Raw genomic sequence first — 15,230 nt, forward strand, 5'->3', positions numbered from 1 at the left:
ATTTGTTATACATAAATTCTTTGTAGGGGCACGGCACTAGTAAGATAATTTGATATGATAAAAGATTTTGGATGCCGTGCCCCCTCACAAAACATATTTTTCACTGCTGGAATAATACCAAGAAATATTATATATTGGTACTATACACGAGAAATCATATGCAAAAAAATACAAGTGTTACTTTGGGTGAGCATTTTGAGGCATTTATCGCCAGTCAAATCAAAAGCGGACGTTTCAACAATGCCAGTGAAGCAATTCGAGCAGGCCTACGCCTGTTAGAAGAGCGGGAAATAAAGCTTGTGGCTTTGCAACGGGCATTAGTAGAAGGAGAGAATAGCGGATTTACTGACTATTCTCTCTCAGGACTGCTTGCAGAACTTGACCGTGAATAGCTGATGTCACCATTTCGCCTTACTGAATTAGCCAAACAGGACTTGCTATCAATCGGTCGCTACACCCAAAAAACATGGGGAACTGAGCAGAGAAACCGTTATCTTGCTATGTTGAATGACTGCTTTGATTTTTTGGCACGAGAGCCACAAAAAGGGCGTACTTGTGACGAAATTCGCCCAGGATACCGAAAGTACCATATCGGACGACATTTAATATTCTATCGAGAAACTACTGATGAATATATTGATATTATTCGCATTTTGCACGACAGTATGGATCTAGAGTCTCATTTTGACGAAGACTAGGGCAAAGACAACATATCCCTTCACATCGAGTGATTTTGCCACTCTTCAAATGTACGCAGCTTTTTCAGAAATCAAATATTAGTCCCATATCAATCAACCTTTTCCCGTCGCTGTTTGAGTTTCAGCATAATTTCCGCGTGCATTTCGCGGGTGATAGGATAAAAAAACGTTAAAAATAACCCTAAAATCAAACAAATTGTTGGTAAAGGGCCGACAGCAAGCCGGATAGCTTGTATTGCTGATTCTGGTTGAATTGGTAGTGTAGCTTGTCCTGGTACATTAGCTTTAAAACCGGCTGCTTCTAAAGCATTTCCTACTATAAATAAACCAAAAGCTAAACCAAACTTTTGCAACAACACCATAAAACCATAAAAAATTCCTTCCCGGCGTTGTCCAGTTTGTAGCTCATCTAATTCAATCACATCTGGAATCATCGCCCAAGGAATTAAATAAGCTGTGGAAACTCCAAAACCAGCCATCACCGCCATCACATACATCAAAACTATTTGTCCAGGCTGTAAGAAATATAGTCCAGCACCAGCGATAATCCACAAACTCATTCCCAAAAAATAAACAACTTTTCTGCCCACTTTTTTACACAGAGCACCCCAAACAAATAACATTAATAAAGCCGTTCCTTGGACAGCAATCATCACCGTAGGTACATCAGCTTCTTGGAGGCGCATACAATCAACGACAAAATAGGGAATAATGTTCGCTGTAATTTGCACACCTAGCCAAGAAAATAAATATATTCCAATCACGAATAAAAAAGGTCGGTTGCTGAAGACAATTTTTAATTGTTCAACAAAAGGGATATCCGGAGCAGCTTCAGCTTGGATACGTTTAGCTTCAAAAGCCAGAGCACGAGCGCGTGTACCATAAACACACCAATATAATGATGCGATCGCAATAACTGTACATATAGCTGCTAAAACAAGATACTGTTGTGAGCGATCGCTAATTTGCAAAAACACTATCCGAGCTAAAATCAAAGAAAAAATACTACCACCAATAGAAAATGTAAACCGAAAACTATTCAGGCTAGTCCGTTCATCATAATCCTGAGTCAGTTCGGGAGTCATGGCAGTATAAGGCAAATTCACCACAGTGAAAAACACCTGCGATAACAACCCAATCACCACATAATACCAAAATAGCCCCCAAACACTAAATCGCGGTACAATCCACTGCAAAAAAAAGAAAACTCCAAAAGGAATCGCCCCATAAAGTAACCAAGGTAGACGTCTTCCCCAGCGACGTGATTGAGTTTTATCAGTCAACATCCCCACAAACGGATCATTAACTGCATCCCAAATCTTCCCCACCATCAAAATACTCCCAGCTAACCCAGGGGGAATCCCCGCGACGTTAGTAAAAAACACCAACAGAAAAAATGTCGAAATATTTCCCGTAATCGCCGGCCCTAAATCTCCCGCGCCATAAGCCAACTTAGTTTTCAAGTCTAGTTTTTCGCTAGCAGCATCATTCATAGTTATTTATGCTCATACTAAGATCAAAAGTTTGCCTCCAGTATCACCTAAACACTACGCTTTTATGTCAGACCTTTACGTTTCTTGGTCAGATTATCACCAAAAGATTGAACACTTAGCAGTTCAGATTTATCACTCAGGTTGGGAATTCAATCAAATAGTCTGTCTTGCTAGAGGTGGACTACGCATTGGCGATATTCTCTCCCGCATCTACCAACAACCGCTAGCAATCTTAGCAACATCCTCTTACACTGGCGCCGGTCAACAAGCAAGAGGTAATTTAACTGTCTCCCGTCACCTAACAATGACCACCGCCACCCTAGGATCCCATATCCTTTTAGTTGATGACCTTGTAGATTCTGGAATCACCCTCCAAGAAACAATTCCTTGGCTCAAAGAACATAGTGATTCCCCCATCGCCGAAATTCGCACCGCTGTACTTTGGTATAAAGCCTGTTCCGTTGTCAAACCAGATTACTACATCGATTACCTACTAGATAACCCCTGGATTCACCAACCCTTTGAACATTACGAATACATCACCCCTGCTGGACTAGTTGAAAAGTCGCAACTTAACTCTTGACTGAAATCAGCAACGATTAATCACAAAATCAAAACACCCACAACCAAACAGGAAGAGTCAGCAGCAATATTATCGCCCCTGCAGCTAAAGCTGTGACAGCTAAATCACGATCAAGGTCGAAGGTTTCGGCAATGACTAATGTAGCAAAAGCCGGGGGCATTGCCATTTGTAAAATCATTACCTGTGCAGCAGCACCAGTCACACCAAATAGAGGTAAAGCACTACCGAGCACCAAAGGAACTAGCAGCATTTTAATTGTCAAACTCATGGCTGCTTGTGGTAAGCTGTGCCAAGAAGTAACTTGAGCCAGTCGCATCCCAATTAATACTAGAGATAAGGCAATAGCAGTCCAAGCCAATTTATCTAAGCCAAATTCAACTACATCTGGTAACTGCACTTGGCGAAATACTAAGCCAAAGCCGAAACCCCACAGAGTAGGATTAATTAATATCGCTTGAGTCATCTGCCAATAATTACTGGCGCTGCTGCCAAAATGACTCGCTAATACAACTCCTAAACCATAAGATCCCAGCAGTGATCCCAACAAATCGTAGAATAAAGCCCACGCAAAATATTCTTTTCCAACCATCGCTAAGGTAACAGGAAAGCCCAAATAACCTGTGTTTCCTAGCATTGCAGCTAACAGTAGACTACCTTGAGTTGGTTGTTGAGGAATACTTTTTGTAAAATATGCTTGCCCTTTCATCCCTACCCAAGCCAAAATTGCTCCCAGAAAAATAGCCAAATAAGCGATCGCTGGTGCAATCCAAATCTGTCTAGATAAATCAGTTTGTCGCAAAAAAGCAACAACACTCAGCGGTGCTCCCACCCAAAACAGCAATTGACCTAAACGAGTGGGAACCATACTAGGTAGCTTGCGTCCCAAAATGAATCCTAAAACAGCTAATCCTATTAGCTTCAGGTATAGTTCCGATAGGTTTGTCAAGATTGCGCCCGATAATCACAGATGTAAGATGATAGCTGTTGCGTTTATTTTTTTCCAGTCTACAATCTGTTATGGTTATGCAAATAAAAGCAGGAGTTGACTCTTGAATAAAGCTGGATTTCCTGGAAAACCGGAAAACTCATCAGCTTCCTCTGGTGATGATATTCCAGCAGCTTTGCGTGATACTCCAGATGCAGCACCCAAGGTGCGCGTGCGACCTCTGGTTTTGTTAATTGGAGGAATTGTTGGTTTTATCTTGCTGGCTGGGATTAGTGGTTTTTTATTTTTCATCACTTCACCCCAAAAAACCGCCGATTCTCAACCTTCGCCATCTGCTTCTCCCTCCCCCTCCAACTCTGGCAATAATAATGATGTTCTGTTAGGACATTTAGCCTATCCAGAAGTACCAGAGTCAGAGTTAATTGCCATTTCCAGAGACGGACGCATCCGGATGCGAAAAAGCGCAGCAGAAAAGTTTCAAGCAATGGTTCAAGCCGCACGCAGCGCTGGTGTAAATTTAGTACCCATTTCTGGCTTCCGCTCAGTGAAAGACCAGGAGCAGTTATTTTTTAGCGTCGGCGCCGAACGCAATCAAACCCCCTCCCAAAGAGCTGCTCTCAGCGCCCCACCAGGACATAGCGAACATCACACAGGTTATGCTGTAGACATCGGTGATGGTGCAGTCCCCGCAACTAATCTCCAAGCTAATTTTGACAACACCAAAGCATATGAGTGGCTAGCAGCCAACGCCGCCCGTTTTAGTTTTGAAATGTCTTTTCCCAAGGATAATTCCCAAGGAGTAAGTTATGAGCCTTGGCACTGGCGATTTGTTGGTGATAGCGATAGTCTAGAAACTTTCTATAAAGCTAAAAATTTACAACCAACTCCCACACCGCAATCAACACCATAAAATAGCCTCTTTTTCTACAAGAGACTTCAGGCGATGTCACCAAAAATTCATTATAGAGACGTAAGATTTTACGTCTCTACAAAGGTTGTGTGAGAGTGCAAAATTATTTGCATACAACTTTTTTGCCAACGCCAGATTTAATCACCCGATTATTCAGAAGCAGCGGGAGCTTCTGGTGCTGCGGCTGGCGCTTCTGGACGAGAACGACGCAAAGATTCAATCAACCGAGTCTGACTTGCTGGTCTGGCTTGGTCTGCACGCCGCCGTCTTTTTCTTGTTGGTTGGGCGGGTGATGCATCACTGACGACACGCTCACGCCGTGACCGACGCAGCGAGTCTCTCAGGCTTCCGCCACCACTAGATGCTGCACTTTGTGATGTAGTTTCTGATCTGCGAGATATTAAGCGACGGCTGATTCTAGATTCTGTGTCTGATGATACAGCATCGAGCGATCGCCTGCGTCTAGTTTGCGGTTCTCTAATCCTTTCACCAGAATCATCTGTATTACTAGATGCTTGTAACCGCCTTCTCAGTCTGGGGGTTTCTTCTGCTACCTGTTGGTTTCTTTCTTCTGCTTCTCTTTGTTGTCTGCGTTGTTGAACTTCGCTGTGACGCCGTGAACCTTGAATCGCAAATTCTGTTCCTATAGATACGCCTCGTCTACCACCAGCTGCGGGTTTTAATTTCCAATCCCGCGCTTGTCTGAGAGTTTCTTCATCTAATTCGCGGTTCCCGCTAGAACGAGCCACCCGCACATTAGTCACATTCCCTTGGTCATCTGTATCAACAGCTACTTCTACTCTGCCTTCAATTCCTCGCCTTCTTGCCGCCTCTGGATATTTAGCATTACACTCACGACAAGCTGCACGACCATTCCCACTGCTCCGATTTACTGGCGCAGCTGGAGCTTCAATTACAGGATTTTTCGGTGCCACAGCGACTTCATTACCACCACGGCTCACTGCTGGAGAATCTCTAATCCCCCGTAATTGCCCGATTAAATTACTATTGGTACTGCCAGTACCATTACCAGAGCCGACTCCACTACCGGAGCCGCTACCTATACCAGAGCCTACACCAGTACCAATACCAGTACCTCTACCAGTACCACTAGCAAAGCCACTTCCAGTGCTGCCAGTTAAGACAGAGGAACCACCGCCGCCGCCACCGCCGCTAGGTGCTCTCTCCTCAGTTCTCGCCGATGAACTCAGCTTACTTGTTTGATTTGCCACTGCAGAAGTAATCTTTGGAGAGTTCTGTCTAGTTGGTTCTCTATTTTCAGCTTGTGGAATAATTTTTTGTACTGGTGCGTTTTTAGGTTCCGGTCTTGGTTCCTCAACTTTGACTGGCTTTGGCTCTACAGGAGGAGTAAAAACACTTTTTTCAATTATTTTGGGTTTTTCCTCTTTCTCCTCCACTTGGGGGGTTTGTGTAACCTGCGGTTGTGGGGTTTCAATAATTGCCACTTCTATCGGTTCGTCTTTTGTCTCTGGAACTCTCGATAAAAAATTACCTACACCTGAGGCTAGGACACCCGCATGTAGCGCCAGTGAACCCATCAAACTATAAACTAGAAAAGACCTAAGAGCCACAGCTTCTTGAGAACGCTGCTCAACAGCAATGCCTGAAAAGCCCATAGCTTACTGCCACCTATTTTCATTTGTGTGAATATCTTAAAATACTTAAGTACAAATATCAAGTAAATGTGTGAAACTGTTTATGCAACAGTTGTCAGAAAACACTGACACATGAAAAAAACATTTTAATATTTTTTCTACAAAAATTTACTAGCTGATACTTGTAACTTTATGTGAATAACAATAACATTAGCATGAAAATTTGAGCAAAATATCTTACTACTCTTTTGAGAAAGACTTGCAAGTTATATCAGGATTATGCAAATCTGACTGTATACTGTTGATTCATTACGAGGCTCTACATGGGAATTAAAGATCTGTTTACGGCAGGCGGTGTGGTGATGTGGCCGCTGTTGGCGTTTTCGGTGTTAGCGGTGGCGCTAATTATTGAGCGGATAAGATTTTGGCTGCAAGTTAATAATCGTCAAAGCCGCGTAGTCCGAGACGTTTTGAACCTTTATCGGCTAGATAATGTGGTGGGTGCGATCGATAAACTCAAACAAAACGCAGACTTACCACTGGCACGGATTTTTCTGGCAGCTTTAGAATTAGAAGAACCAAATCCAGAAGAATTTCGGCTAGCTTTAGAAAGTGAAGCCCAAGCAGAGATACCCTTGCTCAAACGCTTCCAAAATATTTTTGATACTATCATTGGTCTTGCACCTTTACTAGGCCTACTGGGTACAGTATTGGGACTGATAGCTTCCTTCGCGTCCTTGAATCTTGGTGATGTGGGAGGTACAAAAACAGCAAATGTGACAGCGGGGATCAGTGAAGCTTTGGTGTCAACAGCAACAGGACTCATTGTTGCGATATTCGTGCTGTTATTTGCTAACTCCTTCCGGGGACTCTACATCCGGCAAATAGCGCTGATTCAAGAATATGGGGGACAACTAGAGTTACTATATCGTCGTCGCTACGAAAGAGGAGAAAGAAGCTATGCGCCTACCAGATGAACCAGAGTTACCACCACAAATCAACATTGTGCCGATGATTGATGTGATCTTTGCGATTTTGACATTCTTCATTATGTCAACGTTATTTTTAACCAGATCGGAAGGATTACCAGTCAATTTACCGAAAGCAGCGACAGCCAAACAACAGCAAGTCCCGACGAAAATTACCATCACAGTAGACGAAAAAGGTGACGTTAACCTTAACCGTCAACCAGTAGCTGTTGATGGTTTGACAGAAAAATTACGTGCTTTGGTTGGTGCTAATAAAGAAGCATTAGTGGTGATTAATGCTGATGAAAAAGTTGGACATGGCCGAGTAGTGGCTGTCATGGATAAAGTTCGTCAGGTAGAGGGAGCAAAATTAGCGATCGCTACCCAAAAACCCTAACTACTGTTGCCCCATCCCACAGCACATAGCCGTGGGATTGTCAACTTTTTAGCATTAATTGCGACGCCTATTCACCGAGTTAGTATTTTGCGATTGTGATACTTCCGTAGCTGGCTTTTGATATCTAAGAGGATACTTCCGTTGGAAATACCCTTCCATAATCTCTAAAATCATCGGCGCCGCCACACTACCGCCGCCACCGCCAGAATGTTCTGCAAAAGCGACTATCAATATTTCCGGTTTATCAGCAGGTGCATAAGCACCAAACCAAGCATGATTTTGCTTCACTCCCCGGTTCCAAGCCTCGGCGGTACCACTCTTCCCGGCTACCGGCGGGACTGTTGGCTGATTTAAAACCTTACCCGTACCCTCTGATACCACCTTCCGCAGTCCCTCACGGAGAATTTTAATCGTTTCCGGCTTCATATTTAAATTTGAGCGCCAGCTTTTAGCGTCTTCATTGTCTTTGAGCAAATGCGGTTGGACTCGGTAGCCACCATTAGCTGGAACTGCAAACATCACCGCCACTTGTAGCGGTGTAGTTTGTAAAGCACCTTGACCGATAGTCATATTAATAGTGTCGCCTATAGTCCAATCGGTCTTCCAAGCTCTCTTTTTCCATGCTTGATCTGGAACCAAGCCTTTCACCTCTTCTGAGGTAAATTCAAACCCAGTCTTTTTACCAAATCCATATTTGCGCGTCCATTCAATTAAAGTCGGGCCGCCGATTCCCCGACCAATTTGATAAAAGAACGTATCACTACTCCACTGCATCGCCCCGACAAAACCCAGAGGCCCAAATCCCGCGTGGTTCCATTCCCCAAAACGGGTACCACCGATGGTTAAAGAACCATAAGTTTGTAACACCGTCTTGGGAGAGAATTTACCCGACTCCAACCCAGCGGTGGTGGTGACAATTTTAAAAGTACTCGCAGGGGGAAAAGCACTCAGCGCACGGTTAACCAAGGGATGTTCTACACCTTGGACAGTTTCCCAATCTTTTTTACTCAATTTCTGCTTGGAAAAAATATTGGGATCAAAAGTGGGATGAGACACCATTGCTAAAACAGAGCCATTTTTAGGATTAAGAGCGATAATTGCGCCGTTGCGATTCTTCAAAGCTTTTTCAGCAGCTTTTTGCACATCCAAATCAATGGTTAAGTGCAGGTCATTACCGGGTTTGGCGTCTTTCTCTCCCAACACCCGCAGTGGGCGACCCGCACCATCAACTTCTACTTGCTGACCACCCCATTCTCCTCTGAGTGTTTTTTCGTAGGCTTTTTCGATCCCCATCTGACCAATCACGTCTCCCAATCGATAGCCTTCATGCCTTTTCTTTTGTAACTGCTCGGCGGTGAGTTCGCGGGTGTAGCCGATGACATGGGCTAATTCCCGACCGTGGGGATAGTAACGAACAGCTTCTGTGTGGACTTCTACATCTTTGAGTTCAGTTTCATACTCCTTCAATGCAGTGATTTGAGCTTCAGTCAGGTCACGAGCAATGCGAATGAGAGTAGAAGAGTTAGCACCTGCATCTTCTAGTTTTTTTTCAATTTCTTCTTGAGGAATTTGCAGAATTTGGGATAGGCGCGAACCGACAACTGACCATGAAGGCTTGGTGTGAGCCATCGGCCATAAATACACAGAACGGGGATGGCGAGTGCTGGCTAAAAGTTTGCCATTGCGATCAAAAATGCTCCCCCGTTCCGGCTGCTTGGGAATCATCCGAATTCGGTTGGCTTCTGCTCGCTGGCGATGGTTTGCGCCTTGGACAATTTGTAAATATGCTAAACGTGCACCGATCCCAGTCATCATCAATAGGGTAAAGAGGATGACAAATGTCGGTTGGTAGCTTCGTCCTACCGTGCGTGTATCTTTTTTCTGACCAAGTGGAGATGGTTGCAATAAAGCCATAGGACAAAGGGGATGCCACAATTAATATTGTATGTATGCAATGGTGCTAGACTCCTAGCGGATGTTTAGCACAGAATATAAGGAAAGAGAATTTATTCTAATTTTTTTCCTAGAGGCGATAATCACTAATGTATCATTTGAAATGCTTCATAGTTGAATGTAATGAGGTGTAATTAATTAAAAAATTTACCGATAAAAATGTTAAAGCTGGCGGTATTTATGTATATGGAATGGTACTTCCAAGGTTGCAAAGTCAGGACTAAGGTATCTTTAAAAGTTGAAAATGTAATTTTTGATGTTTGAGAAATTTATACAAAGTAAATTTTAAGTTATTCTCCATTTATACCTCCTATTTGGTCAACTTTAGACGCTGAATCTTGAGCTTGAGTAACTGTTGCTCGCGGGTAAACTTTTGCATAATTACTTGAGTATTTATGCTGAAAATAAGCTTTTAATACTTGTAGAACCATTGGCGCGCAAATAGTGCTACCGTCAGCGCCGGAATTTTCACTAAATGCGACAACCACAATCTCTGGTTTATAGCTGGGAGCGTAAGCACCGAACCAGGTGTGATGAGGGCGACCGTTAAGAGCTTGTGCTGTCCCACTTTGTCCAGATGCGGGAGCGATCGCTGGTAAATTCAAACTCTGACCAGTACCCTCACTGACTACTCTCCGCAATCCTTCACGCAAAACCCCCACTGTATCCGGTTTCATATTTAAAGGCGATCGCCGTGTGGCTGCTGTCTGGTTTTTCAGTAACTGTGGCTGTACTCGATACCCGCCATTTGCAGGAATAGCAAACATAATTGCTGATTGTAATGGCGTAATTTGCAAAGTACCTTGACCAATGGACATATTAATGCTTTGGTCTACAGTTCCCGGCGTCTGTAAAATTTGTTGCTTCCAAATAGCGTGGGGAACTAGACCTGTAGACTCTTCATCAGCCAACTCAATACCAGTTTTTTGACCAAATCCAAATTTGTGACTCCAAGTGATTAAGGTAGAATCACCGATTTTTCTGGCGACTTGAAAGAAAAAAGTATCACTATTAACAGCGATCGCTCTAGGAAATTCCAAAGGGCCGAATCCCGCTCGATTCAATTCCCTCACACTCACCCCATCCACTCTCAGAGATCCCGATGTTGGTAGCACTGTATCAGGCGTAAACTTTCCCGATTCTAACGCCGCTGTCGTGGTGACAATTTTGAAAATACTGGCGGGTGGGAAAGCTTTGAGAGCGCGATTGACCAAAGGCCGGTCTTGACTTTTCAAGGTTTCCCAATCTTTTGCAGACAGCTTTTGTTGAGAGAAAATATTGGGGTCAAAGGTGGGACGTGAAGTCATCGCTAAAACAGCACCGTTTTTCGGGTCAATGACGACGATCGCCCCGCGATATTTACCCAAAGCTTGATCTGCGGCTGTTTGCAAAGCTAAATCTATAGTTAAGTGTAAATCTTTACCAGCTTTCGCCTGCTTTTGTGTCCACACTCGCTGTGGGCGTCCCGCATCATCTACTTCCACTCGCTCAACACCCCATTCACCCCTTAGTAAGTGGTCGTAAGCTTTTTCCACTCCCATCTGACCAATCACATCACCAGCTTGCTTGGTGAGCAGTCCCTGCTCATGGGTGAATTCTTGGGTATAACCAAGCACATGCGATAATTTTTCACCGTAGAGATAGTAGCGGACAGGTTCCGTATGAATTTCTACCTCTGGGAGTTGGTCTACATACTTTTGCAGCGCGGTGATTTGCATCGGGTTGAGATCCCGCGCAATCCTGACTAATGAAGGAGAATTGGCGCCCACTTGTTCTAGCTGCTGTTCTATTTGCCTTTGGGGAATGTGGAGAATCTTTTCTAGAAGAGGTGCTAAAACAGACCATGATGGCTTGGTGTGTGCCATCGGCCATAAATATAGAGAACGGGAGTAGCGAGTACTAGCTAATACTTTGCCGTTGCGGTCAAAAATATTACCTCGCTGTGGTGGTTTGGCAATTACTCGCGTCCAACTCGTCGCTGCTTTGTGTCGGAATTTTGCACCCTCAATAATTTGCAAATATACTAGACGAGCCTCAATTACAGCCGTCATTATTAAGGTAAATCCGATGAGAACTAGAGGCTGACAACCGCGTCCTACTGTACGTATATCTTTTTTGCTACCAAGTGGCAATGGTGGTAATAAAGCCATAAGATAAAAAAAGATGCTGATACTAGTATCATATGATTTAAAAAAGTCTAAATCAATACTCAGTAATAAGTCAGTAACAATTGGGAACAGATATTCCTGATCAATTGTTTTTGCCGGATACAATAAACCAAAGTGTAAACTGTAGTCGCCGCCAAAGACTACATCAATTGATCACAATCACCTAGGATCACGGCATTCTACTAAGGAATATGGCTCAAACTGTGACGCAGAATCAAAAGGGGATAATGGCTTTGCAGCCGCTTGATGTTGAGCTGCGTAACGTGTTCAAGTTTTTTAACCAGGAACCAGCAGTCAATGGCGTAGACTTGGATGTCCGACAGGGAGAGTTTTTTAGTATCTTAGGGCCCTCTGGTTGTGGCAAGACAACGATACTGCGCTTAATTGCTGGTTTTGAAAAGGTCGATGGGGGTAAGGTATTAATTCAAGGTCAGTCTATGAATAATGTCCCTCCTTACCGCCGTCCTGTCAATACAGTATTTCAAAGTTATGCACTGTTCAACCACTTGAATGTGTGGGATAACATTGCTTTTGGACTGCATTTGCAAAAATGCCGTAAGTCAGAAATTGATCACAGAGTTCAGGAAGCATTAAAGTTAGTGAAGATGGAAAGTTTGCGATCGCGCTTTCCCCGTCAACTTTCTGGTGGTCAACAGCAACGAGTCGCTTTAGCTAGGGCCCTCGTCAACCGCCCATCCGTCCTGCTGCTAGATGAACCCCTAGGCGCATTAGATTTAAAATTGCGTAAGGAAATGCAGGTCGAGTTATTAAATTTGCACAAAAATTTAAAATTCACCTTCATCATGGTGACACACGACCAAGAGGAAGCGTTGTCTTTATCTGATCGCATTGCTGTCATCAATCAAGGCAAAATTGAACAAGTCGGGACTCCCAGTCAAATTTACGAATCTCCCCGCACACCTTTTGTGGCTGATTTTATCGGTGACACCAATTTATTCAGCGGTGAAATCATGAATATAGACGCTACTAACATGCAAATTGAGACAAAAACCGGACTGAAAATTGTTGTTAACCGCAATGATAATACACCCAATGAATTATCACAAGCAGTTGTAGTTAGTGTGCGTCCAGAAAAAATTCAACTCTCACTTTATTCGCCAAATTTACCGCATAACTGCTTTGAAGGGCGACTGATTAACGTTATGTATTTGGGTACTCATGTTAATTATGTCGTGGAATTAATGAACGGCGTTAGCATTAATGTTTTACAACCTAATACCTTTGGCAGTTTACCAAACTGCGATACACCCATTTATGCTTGGTGGGCGGAGAGTGATTGTTTGGCGATTGGTCAACTGAAGGCTGAAGTATGAAGTCTGAAGTCTGAAGTCTGAAGTCTGAAGTCTGAAGTCTGAAGTCTGAAGTCTGAAATTACCTCACCCATAAAGCAAAAATTCGTACTTCATCCTTTCTTCAGTCAATAGTTAATGAACTAGAAGCAAAACTAAAATTTTATTTCCACTGAATCAGCAACATAATCAATCGCAAATGACCAATAGAAGAAAATTTTTAAAATCTATCGCCGCACTTTCTAGCTTATCTTTAACTGGGTGTGGTTGGAGGCTGGGTAATGTGCGGGCTAATGCTAAAATTTCCAGTCAGAGTGACCAACTATCTCTGTATACTTGGACGCAATATACAGATAAACAACTATTAACAACATTCAGCAGTCAAACGGGAATGAAAGTGCGTGCTGATGTCTATGATTCTAATGATGTGATGTTAGCTAAATTCCAAGCTGGTGGTGGACGAAACTATAGCATTATCTACCCATCTGACTATATGGTACAGAAGATGGTTAAGAAAAATTTATTAACAGAAATAAACCGCGATCGCTTAATTGGTATAGATAATTTATTTCCCAGATTTCAAAATCCTAGTTACGATGCTAACAACCGCTACAGTATTCCTTTTAATTGGGGTACCACGGGTTTACTTTATAATTCCGAAATCCTGCAAAATCCGCCTACAGATTGGGATTATTTATGGAAAAATCAGCAGCAACTTTCTAGGCGAATGACTCTGCTTAATGATGTGCGAGAAGTGATGGGTGCGGTGTTGCGGATGCTGGGTTATTCTTATAACTCTCAAAACGAAAATGAAATTAAACAAGCTTATGAAAAATTGCAGGAACTAAAACCAGCGATCGCTGCTTTTGATACTGATGCTTGGCAAAACCAAATTCTTGCAGGAGATTTAGTATTAGCAATGTGTTATTCTGCTGATGCTATCCGCGTTAGTAAAGAAAACCCCAAGCTGAAATATGTGATTCCACGCAGTGGTTCTTCATTGTGGACTGATACTATTGTCATTCCCCAAACAGCCCCAAATTTAGAAGGTGCATATACCTGGATTAATTTTGTTTTACAACCAGAAATAGCAGCCAAAATCAGTCAACGTCTAAATATTGCTACTCCTAACCGTTCAGGTTTCGAGCAATTACCCCAACAGATCCAAACTAATACTAATTTGTTTCCTCCAGAGTCAATTTTAGAAAAATGTGAACGCCTCACCCCTGTGGGAAAATTTGAGGAAATTTATGAGCGTTATTGGACTCAATTAACTAGCAGTTAATGGGAGATGAATAATAAGTAACCAATAACAAATAACAAAATGCAAAAATCCCATCGTTTAAATTCAGATTGGCTGCAACCTTTGGTAATGTTGATACCATCTGGTATTTGGTTATTGCTATTATTAGTGCTACCAACTTTAATAATTTTTGAGTTGAGTTTAGTACCGAATATTCGCCCAGGAGATGTAGTTAATCCTAGTGGATTTGAGAATTATCTGCGAATAATTGACCCTCTTTATCTACAAGTAATTGTGCGATCGCTAATTTTAGCAGTTTGCACCACGATAATTTGTTTAATTATGAGTTTTCCCGTTGCTTATTGGATTGCTCAAATAGCACCAAAACGCTGGCAAAACTTACTTTTATTAGGCTTTGTGTTACCTCTGTGGACTTCTTCCTTACTTCGTTCCTACGCTTGGATTACCATTCTGCGTCCCACTGGTTTATTAAACAGTATATTAACTCAATTGGGCTTACCTACTTTGGAATTACTTAACCAAACTCCATCTGTATTAATTGGTATGAGTTATAGCTTATTGCCTTACATGATTTTAATTTTATACGCCTCTCTAGAAAAATTAGATAAGCGATTACTAGAAGCAGCCGCAGATTTAGGTGCGAGTCCCATACAAGCTTTTTGGAAAGTCACAATACCGCAAGCTTTACCAGGAATTACTGCTAGTTCCATGCTGGTATTTATCTCAGGATTAGGAGATTTTACTAACCCCGAATTATTAGGCGGTGCTTCTAGTATGACAGCGGCGCGGTTAGTTTATAACCAGTTTCTCGGAGCTACTCAAAACTGGGGGTTTGGTTCGGCTTTGAGTATGACATTAATTTTGGTGATTAGTATAGCGATCGCTCTTTTGATTAAGTTTGGTGAAGGTACACCCCAGCGATAG

General features: G+C 42.7%; 14 protein-coding genes. 9 read left to right on the top strand and 5 right to left on the bottom strand.

What is annotated here, in order from left to right; all coding sequences use genetic code 11:
• Positions 1 to 158: 158 nt before the first annotated feature.
• Positions 159 to 392, top strand: a complete 234-nt coding sequence (locus MIC7126_RS0104300; RefSeq protein WP_017651890.1) for a type II toxin-antitoxin system ParD family antitoxin — start codon at positions 159 to 161, stop codon at positions 390 to 392.
• 3 nt (positions 393 to 395) lie between these two features.
• Complete coding sequence (locus MIC7126_RS0104305) at positions 396 to 698, top strand: type II toxin-antitoxin system RelE/ParE family toxin (RefSeq protein WP_017651891.1); 303 nt, start codon at positions 396 to 398, stop codon at positions 696 to 698.
• Between the two features lie 89 nt (positions 699 to 787).
• Here the strand turns inward: MIC7126_RS0104305 and MIC7126_RS0104310 are convergent, their stop codons facing one another.
• Positions 788 to 2,191, bottom strand: a complete 1,404-nt coding sequence (locus MIC7126_RS0104310) for an MFS transporter (RefSeq protein WP_017651892.1) — start codon at positions 2,189 to 2,191, stop codon at positions 788 to 790.
• A 64-nt stretch (positions 2,192 to 2,255) separates the two neighbouring features.
• Here MIC7126_RS0104310 and MIC7126_RS0104315 point away from each other — a divergent pair, with 64 nt between their 5' ends.
• A complete protein-coding gene (locus MIC7126_RS0104315) occupies positions 2,256 to 2,774 on the top strand; it encodes a phosphoribosyltransferase (protein ID WP_017651893.1) in 519 nt (172 codons plus the stop codon).
• A gap of 28 nt (positions 2,775 to 2,802) precedes the next feature.
• Here MIC7126_RS0104315 and MIC7126_RS0104320 read toward each other — a convergent pair whose 3' ends face one another.
• On the bottom strand, positions 2,803 to 3,720 hold the full coding sequence (locus MIC7126_RS0104320) for an AEC family transporter (protein WP_026100031.1): 918 nt from the start codon (positions 3,718 to 3,720) through the stop codon (positions 2,803 to 2,805).
• Positions 3,721 to 3,823: 103 nt separating this feature from the next.
• Here MIC7126_RS0104320 and MIC7126_RS0104325 point away from each other — a divergent pair, with 103 nt between their 5' ends.
• Entirely contained in the window at positions 3,824 to 4,630 is an 807-nt protein-coding gene (locus MIC7126_RS0104325; RefSeq protein WP_017651895.1) for a M15 family metallopeptidase, read from the top strand.
• Positions 4,631 to 4,779: 149 nt separating this feature from the next.
• On the opposite strand, the gene MIC7126_RS0104330 is transcribed toward MIC7126_RS0104325, so the two are convergent.
• Complete coding sequence (locus tag MIC7126_RS0104330; protein WP_017651896.1) at positions 4,780 to 6,267, bottom strand: energy transducer TonB; 1,488 nt, start codon at positions 6,265 to 6,267, stop codon at positions 4,780 to 4,782.
• A gap of 302 nt (positions 6,268 to 6,569) precedes the next feature.
• On the opposite strand from MIC7126_RS0104330, the gene MIC7126_RS0104335 reads away from it, so the two are divergent.
• Together MIC7126_RS0104335 and MIC7126_RS0104340 are read left to right on the top strand one after the other, a co-directional pair.
• Positions 6,570 to 7,223 carry a MotA/TolQ/ExbB proton channel family protein gene (locus tag MIC7126_RS0104335; protein ID WP_017651897.1) on the top strand — a complete coding sequence of 218 codons (654 nt, stop codon included), beginning with the start codon at positions 6,570 to 6,572 and terminating at the stop codon, positions 7,221 to 7,223.
• Positions 7,207 to 7,611, top strand: a complete 405-nt coding sequence (locus MIC7126_RS0104340; protein WP_017651898.1) for an ExbD/TolR family protein — start codon at positions 7,207 to 7,209, stop codon at positions 7,609 to 7,611. The genes MIC7126_RS0104335 and MIC7126_RS0104340 overlap by 17 nt, the downstream gene beginning before the upstream one ends.
• Before the next feature lie 54 nt (positions 7,612 to 7,665).
• Here MIC7126_RS0104340 and mrdA (MIC7126_RS0104345) read toward each other — a convergent pair whose 3' ends face one another.
• Complete coding sequence (gene mrdA / locus MIC7126_RS0104345) at positions 7,666 to 9,525, bottom strand: penicillin-binding protein 2 (protein WP_017651899.1); 1,860 nt, start codon at positions 9,523 to 9,525, stop codon at positions 7,666 to 7,668.
• Between the two features lie 329 nt (positions 9,526 to 9,854).
• Positions 9,855 to 11,714, bottom strand: a complete 1,860-nt coding sequence (gene mrdA / locus MIC7126_RS0104350) for a penicillin-binding protein 2 (RefSeq protein ID WP_017651900.1) — start codon at positions 11,712 to 11,714, stop codon at positions 9,855 to 9,857.
• Positions 11,715 to 11,923: 209 nt separating this feature from the next.
• On the opposite strand from mrdA (MIC7126_RS0104350), the gene MIC7126_RS0104355 reads away from it, so the two are divergent.
• The 3 genes from MIC7126_RS0104355 (at position 11,924) to MIC7126_RS0104365 (ending at position 15,230) form a co-directional block, all read left to right on the top strand.
• Complete coding sequence (locus MIC7126_RS0104355; protein WP_026100032.1) at positions 11,924 to 13,066, top strand: ABC transporter ATP-binding protein; 1,143 nt, start codon at positions 11,924 to 11,926, stop codon at positions 13,064 to 13,066.
• Positions 13,067 to 13,241: 175 nt separating this feature from the next.
• Positions 13,242 to 14,327: an ABC transporter substrate-binding protein gene (locus MIC7126_RS0104360; RefSeq protein WP_017651902.1), complete on the top strand. Its 1,086-nt coding sequence runs from the start codon at positions 13,242 to 13,244 to the stop codon at positions 14,325 to 14,327.
• Between the two features lie 39 nt (positions 14,328 to 14,366).
• Positions 14,367 to 15,230, top strand: coding sequence for an ABC transporter permease (locus MIC7126_RS0104365; RefSeq protein ID WP_017651903.1), 864 nt, complete (start codon positions 14,367 to 14,369; stop codon positions 15,228 to 15,230).

It is taken from the genome of Fortiea contorta PCC 7126 (assembly GCF_000332295.1).
Taxonomy (GTDB): Bacteria; Cyanobacteriota; Cyanobacteriia; order Cyanobacteriales; family Nostocaceae; genus Fortiea; species Fortiea contorta.